We start from the raw sequence: 8291 nt of genomic DNA on the forward strand, positions 1-8291 counted from the left end.
CATCGCCGAGCTGGTCAACGAGAAAGTCATCGACGATATCTCTGATGTTCGCGACGAGAGCGACCGCGACGGCATGCGCATCGTCATCGAGCTCAAGCGCGGCGCTGAAGCGCAGATCATCCTCAACCAGCTCTACAAGCACTCGCAAATGCAGGAGAGCTTTTCGATGATCTTCCTGGCCGTCGTCAACGGCCAGCCGCGCGAGCTTTCACTGCCGGACGCGATCCGCCACTTCCTCGATCACCGCATCGACGTGGTCCGCCGCCGCACCGCATTCCTGCTGCGCAAGGCGCGCGAACGCGAGCACATCCTGCTCGGTTACCAGATTGCGCTCGATCATCTGGATAACGTCATCAAGATCATTCGCGGGTCGTCTTCCCGCGCCGATGCCAGAGAGAACCTCTTCCAGTTCTTCTCCGGCAAGACCATCACTGTCCGTGATCAGGCGCTGAAGGGCGTGACACTCGACCCAGCAAAATATGCCATCGATCCGGCAACGCTCATCTCGCCAACGTTGACACTTAGCTATCGTCAGATTGACGCGATCCTCGAACTGCAGCTCTATCGCCTGACCCAACTCTCCATTGACGAGTTGCTTAAGGAACTCGCCGATGTTCGCGACCGCATCTCCGAATACGAATCGATCCTCGGGTCGGAAAAGAAACTGCGTTCCGTCATCGTGAAAGAACTCGAAGCCATCCGCAAAGACTACGGCGACGAACGCCGCACCGAGATCATCGACGAAACCGCCGAGCTGCAGCTCGAAGACCTTATCGCCGACGAGCAGGTCGCCGTCACCGTCTCACATCAGGGCTACCTGAAGCGTACGCCTATCTCGACCTACCGCCAGCAGCGGCGCGGCGGCCAGGGCCGCACCGGCATGAAGACGCGCGAAGAAGATTTCGTCTCGCAGCTCATCGTCGATTCGACGCACGCCTATCTGCTCTGCTTCACCAACACAGGCCGCGTCTACTGGCTCAAGGTCTATGAGATTCCCGACGTTGGCGCAGCCGGCAAAGGTAAGTCCATCCAGAGCCTGCTCAACCTGCAGGCCGGCGAAACCGTCCGCACCATTCTGCCTGTGCGCAATCTCGAAGAAGAGGGCAAATACATCTTCTTTGTCACACGCAACGGAACAGTCAAGAAGACGCCGCTCAAGGACTTCTCCAACGTTATGTCGCGCGGCATCATCGCCATCGGCATTGAAGATGACGACGAGCTGGTCGGCGTCCGCATTACAGACGGCCACCAGATTCTCTTCCTTGCCACGCATGAAGGCATGGCCATCCGCTTCGACGAAGCAGATGTTCGTTCGATGGGCCGCCCTGCACGGGGCGTGCGCGGCATCGACCTTGGCAAGAACGATTACGTTGTCGGCCTCGCCGTCACCCCAAAAGAACGTAAGGTCGAAAATGGCGTAAACTGCGCCTGCCTTATCCTTAGCATCACTGAGCACGGTTTCGGCAAGCGCACTGACGTAGACGAATACCGGTTGCAGTCGCGCGGCGGTAAGGGCGTTATCAACGTCAAGACAACCGCCCGCAACGGCAAGGTTTCATCGATTCAGTTAGTCGATGAAACATCGGAGCTGATGGTCATCAGCCAGTACGGCAAGATCATCCGCATTGACACCAATAGCATCCGTGCCGCCGGCCGCTCCACACAGGGCGTCAAGCTGCTGAACCTGGAAGACGAAGACAAGGTCGCAGCAGCGGTCGTCATTCCGCCGGAAGAAGCCAAGCAGGAACCGGAAAACGGAACTTTACTCCAATAAAATCTGCAAGGAATCCTGGGTGCCCCATCCTTTCGCGCACTTTGCGAAAGGGTGGGGAGAGTAGGATTTCTGAAGGCGTTTCAGGATATCGGCATCCCCCTGCAACGAAACCCCCGCAGTGGTAGTCTCAACAACAGCCGTTATGTTGCGCCGCTTCCTTTCCATCGCAGTCATCACCATTGCTTTTACCAGTAGCTATGGATTGAAGGCGCCAACCACGCCGTCCGCTCCGCCAATTCTTCCCTCCAGCTTTGCCGGATGGCAGCAGGCCGCCACTCCGCAGCCCAGTACAGCGCCAGAAGCAGCCGACCAGGGAAATGCCAATGTACTGCGCGAGTACGGCTTCACTGAATTCACCACCGCCAACTATGTACAGCCTGACAACAAGCTGAACATCCGCGCCATCCGCTTTCAGGATGCGACCGGCGCCTATGGCGCCTTCACCTTCTACCGCCGCCCAGGAATGCAGAAGGAAGACATCGGCAGCGATGCTGCATTCGATGGCGCGCGCGTTCTTTTCTGGATAGGAACCACTCTGATTGACGCGACTTTCGACCATCTGACCGCCATGTCAGCGGCGCAGTTGCGCGAGCTCGCTTCCGATCTCCCGAAGACCGGCGGGCCCAGCGCAATAGCGCCTCCGCTCCCGAAATATCTGCCCCCTGATTCGCTTAACGCGGGCAGCATCCGCTATGCTGTCGGGCCACTCGCTTATGCGCGCAGCGGCGGCGTTCTCCCACCCGGCATCATCGACTTCAGCCGTGAAGCTGAAGCGGTCACTGCTGACTACTCGACCAAAAACGGCGACGGCACGTTGACGCTGCTCATGTATCCCACGCCGCAGATGGCCATTCATCAGCAGCAGGCGATTGAGTCGCTATTTAAGACAGGCAATTCGCAACAGGCATCATGGCCACAGCCGCTGGCTGAGAGCAATGCGGCGAGCCTGATTGTCCGCCGTAGCGGTCCGCTCGTCGCCATCACCAGCGGTAGCTTCTCACCAGACGAAGCGCGCAAGCTCATCAACGCAGTCAACTACACCGCTGACATCACCTGGAACCATCCTGAAGGTTATGTGAGTGAAGCATCAAAGACCGCGCGTTTATTGTTAGGTATTGCTTCGCTGTTTGGAATTCTCGCTGCAGCTGCCATCGTTCTCGGTTTCTTCTTCGGTGGAGGCCGCGCCGCGCTTCGGATGCTTCGTGGCAAATCAGCATCAACTGTGAACGATGAAGAATTCATTAGTCTAAAGCTCAGGTAAGACAAAATCAGCACATTGCACTGAGGCTGGTGCACTTCAGCTTTAAATCTCAGAAAAAAGATGATTTAGGCAGGCTAACCCGCATATATACGAAGAAAAGGCGAACTTGCGCTATTTTCATGTTTTGAATACAGCCTGTTCAGTAAACTATTGAATTATAAGCCATTTAAATTCGCCCTGATTTTGCCTTGACACCCTTTTAGCGCCCCCATAGTATTTCGCCAGAAAGTTCTGATGGTTTTGCCTCCGTTGGAACTATTCTCCCTAAAGAAGGAAGCCGCCCTGTTGCCGGGCGGCTTCTTTCATTTCCGTGCCCCTGATTTCCGCCTTTATTTCAATTGGCAATGTGGGTGACTTTCAGTGAACACACGAGTTCAATCGCGACCAGACTTATGGCTCCTGTTATCGTTGCTGCTGGTCATTCTCCTGACCCCGATACTGGATCACGGTGATCTACGGAGGCTCATCCTCTTAGCGCTCACATTTTTGCCAGTCATTTTGGCAACGATTAGCTTATCGCAAAAAAAGAGCTGGCTATGGCCATCGGTGCTGTTGATGTTGGGCACATTGATCTTCGGGGCAGTAAGCACTTTCCTGCCCAATCGAGCTCTGCTTGGAATCAAGTGGGGGTTCCTGGCCGCATTCTTCGGGCTTGCGGTTGCTGGCCTTTTCTCCTATCTCAAGAATGCTCGCGCAGTCATCGGCGCGCACCTCTACACTGCGGTAAGCATCTATCTTTTGCTCGGGATGTTCTGGTTTGCCCTCTACTGTGCCGTTGATGTCATTCATCCAGGCTCTTTTGGTCGCAGCAATAACATGCACGCTGATCATCAAGGCGAGCTACTATACTTCAGCCTGGTGACTCTCTCGACGATCGGCTATGGCGACGTTGTCCCTCTTGCCGGCGAGGCACGGATGCTGGCTGCGCTGGAGGGAATAGCTGGTGTTCTTTACATTGCGATTGCAGTCGCGTTGCTGATCAATGCCTACAGGCAGAGCCCTGACACCGGGAAAACTCCGCCACTAAAGTGAGTTCTGCAATCTGGACAATCAACTTAGACTGGAGCCGACGACCGGACTTGAACCGGTGACCTGCCGATTACGAATCGGCTGCTCTACCAACTGAGCTACGTCGGCCTGCACTCTAGAGATTTTATCGTAAAGCGGAAATTGCGTACATCCGCGAACGTCCCACCATGCATCTGGATGAGGTCTCTACTGACCCGCCGGAAAACCCGCTCTCGATCTATATCGACGCCGCGGCTCCGCACACAAATGGGTGACGGTACATCTCTATTCAGAACGTTGAAGAGCCTAGCACCTCTTCACAGTGCAGGGGTGCATGACCAGCCCCAATCAGTTCGTCCTGACAAAAGTGACAGTATTCATCTACAGGCAGATGCGGTGAAATTACGGTTGGTGACTTTGAAAGCTTCTGTAATGTTGGCAAACCAGATCAAAACAGTTCTTGCCAGTTAAAACGATACCTGTTTGCCCGATAACAGGAAAACCCAACTGGCTACCGAGTGGGGACTGAGGATTTGCAGCTATGCACATCGTCGTTCTTTTGAGCGCCATTAAGAACTTTGCTCTTCGAAAGACAAGCCGCTTAGGTACGTTGATACTGTGTGCTCTTGTCACCCTTAGTCCGACACCCCCTTATGCCGAGGCACAGTCTTTTCCAAGTCCTGAATTGGGTACACGAGGACATGATCTCGCTCGATTCCAATTTGACGGCAGATATGGCGTACAGGCTTCCGGTCTAAATCCATCGATTCATTCCTACCGTTATACGGATCTCACTAGCGACAAACTTCCGGACAGCCCGAGCAAAGTAGCCGGCCTTTTAGATTCCTCTGTCGTCGTGCAGCCCTCGAACCAGTCACAGCCTGATACCAGCGTGCACTGGCGCGCGGCCGTAAGTGAGTCGCTCCTTTACACGGGAATCATGCATACGTTCAACATCTGGACAGAACCAGGCACGCGTGACGCCCTTCTAGGACCCTGGCTCAAGAACTATCTGGATTCCGTAAGTGAACTGCGGGGATGGAGCGACAGCGACAGGTTTATGGCTCCATATGTAGGCCATACGTTAGAAGGCTCAATTTTCGGATATATCGAGCGTCAAAACGACCCGAGGTACCGCAAAGTCCAATGGGGCGATGGACGCGAATACTATATGAGTCTTCTTCACTCGCTCGCATATTCGGCAGTCTGGCATACCCAGTGGAAGATCGGTCCGGCCAGCGAGGCATCGATCGGCAATGTTATGCTGCACGCCTCTCCTGGCTTCATCACGCTCACCGACACGCCAGTTCTCGGCACTGTCGAAATGATCGGAGAAGATGCTGCGGATCGATACCTGATCATGGGCCTTGAAAATCGGACGACGAATGGATATCTGATTGCGCTGACGCGAACCTTTCTGAATCCGGGCCGCTCCTTTGCGAACGTCATGGCGTTTAAGCTCCCATGGCATCGTGAAAATCGCATCGGCCTGAATGTAGACGAGCATCGCATTCGTAAGGAACTCATTGCCGAATACAAGGCTGGCGGAGAAAAACCTTTCGAATACATTCGTCCTGCTGTGCCGGAGATTGAACGCGAATACCCGAAGGAAGCAGACATCGAGCTGACTGCTTTCCCTGTCTACGAAACTTTCCTGGGCGGTGGGAACTGCGTTGGTGGAGGTGGCTCCGGAGCCTCTCGTTTGAACCCAAACTTTCAGCTTGTTGCCGAGGTGAACGGATGCCTCATCATGCACATGCCAGCCGCCAACCAAAGCGGTGACTCGCTGTTTTATGGTGCAGGATTGCGCTGGACTCCGCTGGCTGCGCACCATATCTCTCCGTATATGCAAGTAATGTTTGGAGGCAGGAAGGTCACGCACGAAACCGACGACATTCCGTTGCGAACGCAGTTGTTGGCGGAATGGAACGACGGTAATGGAACGCTTCCACACTACCCGAAGCGAAGCGATTGGTCGGTTGAAGTTTCAAACAACGGGCCCGCTCTCGGTATGGGGGGCGGCTTCGATATTGTCTTGACCCGCGCATTTGCCTGGCGGCTGCTCGACGTTGAGCGTTATCACACCTGGATGGGAGACGTGGCCATGATTCAGCCACAAAACTCCCTGCGGATAACTACAGGCGCCGTGCTGCGCATCGGGACATGGTGATAATTCCTATGGCCCTGTCTTGCCTTCCAGGAGGGTCCCGAGGAGCACGTAATTCAGGGCCTGTCATTGTTGACAGTTCCAACTCTATGCCTTAAGTCGCAGGATATCGGTAAGCCGAGTTCTACCCGCATTGCGCGTTTTCCGGTGCGATGTAGGTGCACATGAGGGCTGTCATGTTGTTATTGGAGTTTTTGGACGCTGGAGGTGAGTATGGCGAAGCCGCGACTGCTATTGGCAGATGATCATACCCTCATCGTTGAAGCGTTCACGAAGCTGCTTGAGACAGAGTTCGAAATTGTCGGGATCGTAGCGGATGGGTCACAGCTGCTGAAAACTGCTCCTGAACTGAAGCCTGACGTCGTCATCCTGGACCTTAATATGCTGAAGTTGAACGGCATGGACGTCGGGAAGCAACTCAAGAGGATGCTGCCGCTGACAAAAATCATCGTTTTGACCATGAGTGATGATTTCGAGTTTGCCGCGCAGGCTCTGCGGCAATGGGCGTCCGCATATCTGCTGAAAAAATCAGCTGCATCAGAGTTGATAAGAGCTATACACGAAGTTCTAAAGGGTAAAACTTATGTCACCTCAAGAGTCGCCCGGCGGCTCTTGGAGGAATTCGTCCGGGAATCTCGTCCGGAACACGAGGCGCATCTGACAAAGCGTCAAAAAGAGGTACTCCAACTGCTTGCGGAAGGGCATACCATGAGGCAGGTGGCGGTTCTGCTTGATATAAGCACGCGGACAGTCGCGTTTCATAAGTATCAGATGATGCAGCAGCACGGTCTCAAATCACAGTCCGATATCGTGATGTTCGCCATCAAGCAGCGGGTGGTGGCGCTACCTGTGTAGTTTTACCAGCTATATTCCAGGCGGAAAAACCACCTTCCAGTCTTTCTTCATGTCTACCACTGTCCAGCCCCTGGCGTTCGCTTCGTCCAGCGCTTTATCGAGCCTGCCAAAGCTGGATTCACGATCATAAGCATATTCGCGTTTTGCATCCGTGTGATGCACGAGCAGCATAAAGCGCTGGCCATCACCTTCGGCAGTCCATTCAAGCATCTGCTGGTCGCCATCGGAGTTGCCGAATGCGGCAATGGGTCGGCGCCCAATGTACTGATTGATTCCTACCGGCTTGCCCTCTTTGTCGTCAATGAAGTTGATCTCTGGCAGCCGCAGCAGCTCAGGCTTGCCATCCACTATTTCGAATCTTGTTTTTAGCGAACTGCCAACCACCTGCTCCGGCGGAATGCCGTACACCTTCTCGGTCCATGGACGCATGAATTCGATCCCGCCACCGGAGACAATGAAGGTCTTAAAGCCATTGGCGCGGAGGTAAGCCAGCAGTTCCAGCATTGGCTGGTAAACGCATTGTGTGTAAGGGCGTTTGAACTTCGGCTGTTGTGCAGTGGCAAGCCAGTCAGTCACGATCTTTTCAAACTCTTCCACCGTCATACCCGAGTGCGTTGCAGCCATCAGTTGGTCAAGTCCTTTATTGCCAGTCGCTGCCACGGCCTTCATATCGCCTTCAAGAACGCCCTTGAACGGTTGCGTTGTCTTCCACTCCGGATGCTTCGGTGCCAGCTCCTTCACGCGATCGATCATAAAAGCAAGCTGCACGTACATGGGCTGTTCGATCCAGAGCGTTCCATCGTTGTCAAAGGTGGCGATGCGCTGATCCACAGGAACAAAATCCGAAGTCCCATCCTTCGTGACCTTCTCGACAAAAGCAATGATCGCCTTCTTCGGTGCGGTGTCGTTCCAGGATGGCAGCGGGTCAGTCTGAGCGAGTGCGCCAGCAAGCGAGATAGCTACGAAGACAACGAGGATACCAGAACGAAGCAAAGCGTTCTTCACTTGAGCCATCGATCCTCCATGAGTTGGCGCGAACGATTTGGACAAGAAGCAGAATTCTCTCACAAAACGAGGGGGGAGCCTAACGAGTCGCTGGCGCTTGCGCCTTCCGTTGTTTCTCCTCAGCGGTTAATTTATAAGCGACATAGTACTTATAAATGTTGCTGACATAAGTCACGGTTTCCTGACCTACATCCTTAGCCACCTCCAACTCGACATTGCCA

The 8291-nt window shown here is 54.2% G+C and carries 6 protein-coding genes and 1 tRNA gene; 5 read left to right on the forward strand and 2 right to left on the reverse strand.

Annotated elements, in window-relative coordinates:
• The 3 genes from VEV40_RS06040 to VEV40_RS06050 form a co-directional block, all read left to right on the forward strand.
• On the forward strand, positions 1 to 1774 hold a 1774-nt coding region (locus tag VEV40_RS06040), incomplete at its 5' end, for a DNA gyrase C-terminal beta-propeller domain-containing protein (RefSeq protein WP_324830872.1).
• Positions 1775 to 1916: 142 nt separating this feature from the next.
• On the forward strand, positions 1917 to 3035 hold the full coding sequence (locus tag VEV40_RS06045; RefSeq protein WP_324830873.1) for a DUF6599 family protein: 1119 nt from the start codon (positions 1917 to 1919) through the stop codon (positions 3033 to 3035).
• 546 nt (positions 3036 to 3581) lie between these two features.
• Positions 3582 to 4067 (forward strand): potassium channel family protein, encoded by a 486-nt coding sequence (locus VEV40_RS06050; protein WP_324830875.1) that lies wholly within the window; start codon positions 3582 to 3584, stop codon positions 4065 to 4067.
• Positions 4068 to 4096: 29 nt separating this feature from the next.
• Here VEV40_RS06050 and VEV40_RS06055 read toward each other — a convergent pair.
• Positions 4097 to 4172: transfer RNA gene (locus VEV40_RS06055), tRNA-Thr, on the reverse strand.
• A gap of 556 nt (positions 4173 to 4728) precedes the next feature.
• On the opposite strand from VEV40_RS06055, the gene VEV40_RS06060 reads away from it, so the two are divergent.
• Positions 4729 to 6213 carry a hypothetical protein gene (locus VEV40_RS06060; RefSeq protein ID WP_324830876.1) on the forward strand — a complete coding sequence of 495 codons (1485 nt, stop codon included), beginning with the start codon at positions 4729 to 4731 and terminating at the stop codon, positions 6211 to 6213.
• Between the two features lie 210 nt (positions 6214 to 6423).
• Positions 6424 to 7065: a response regulator transcription factor gene (locus VEV40_RS06065; protein ID WP_324830878.1), complete on the forward strand. Its 642-nt coding sequence runs from the start codon at positions 6424 to 6426 to the stop codon at positions 7063 to 7065.
• A 9-nt stretch (positions 7066 to 7074) separates the two neighbouring features.
• Here the strand turns inward: VEV40_RS06065 and VEV40_RS06070 are convergent, their stop codons facing one another.
• Positions 7075 to 8079, reverse strand: a complete 1005-nt coding sequence (locus VEV40_RS06070; RefSeq protein WP_324830880.1) for an HAD family hydrolase — start codon at positions 8077 to 8079, stop codon at positions 7075 to 7077.
• Positions 8080 to 8291 lie beyond the last annotated feature (212 nt).

Source organism: Alloacidobacterium sp. (assembly GCF_035631355.1).
Lineage (GTDB): Bacteria > Acidobacteriota > Terriglobia > Terriglobales > Acidobacteriaceae > Alloacidobacterium.

Coding starts and splice junctions, on each gene's coding strand:
- VEV40_RS06045 (WP_324830873.1), top strand. CDS start 1,917: ATGTTGCGCCGCTTCCTTTCCATCGCAGTCATCACCATTGCTTTTACC.
- VEV40_RS06065 (WP_324830878.1), top strand. CDS start 6,424: ATGGCGAAGCCGCGACTGCTATTGGCAGATGATCATACCCTCATCGTT.
- VEV40_RS06070 (WP_324830880.1), bottom strand. CDS start 8,079: ATGGCTCAAGTGAAGAACGCTTTGCTTCGTTCTGGTATCCTCGTTGTC.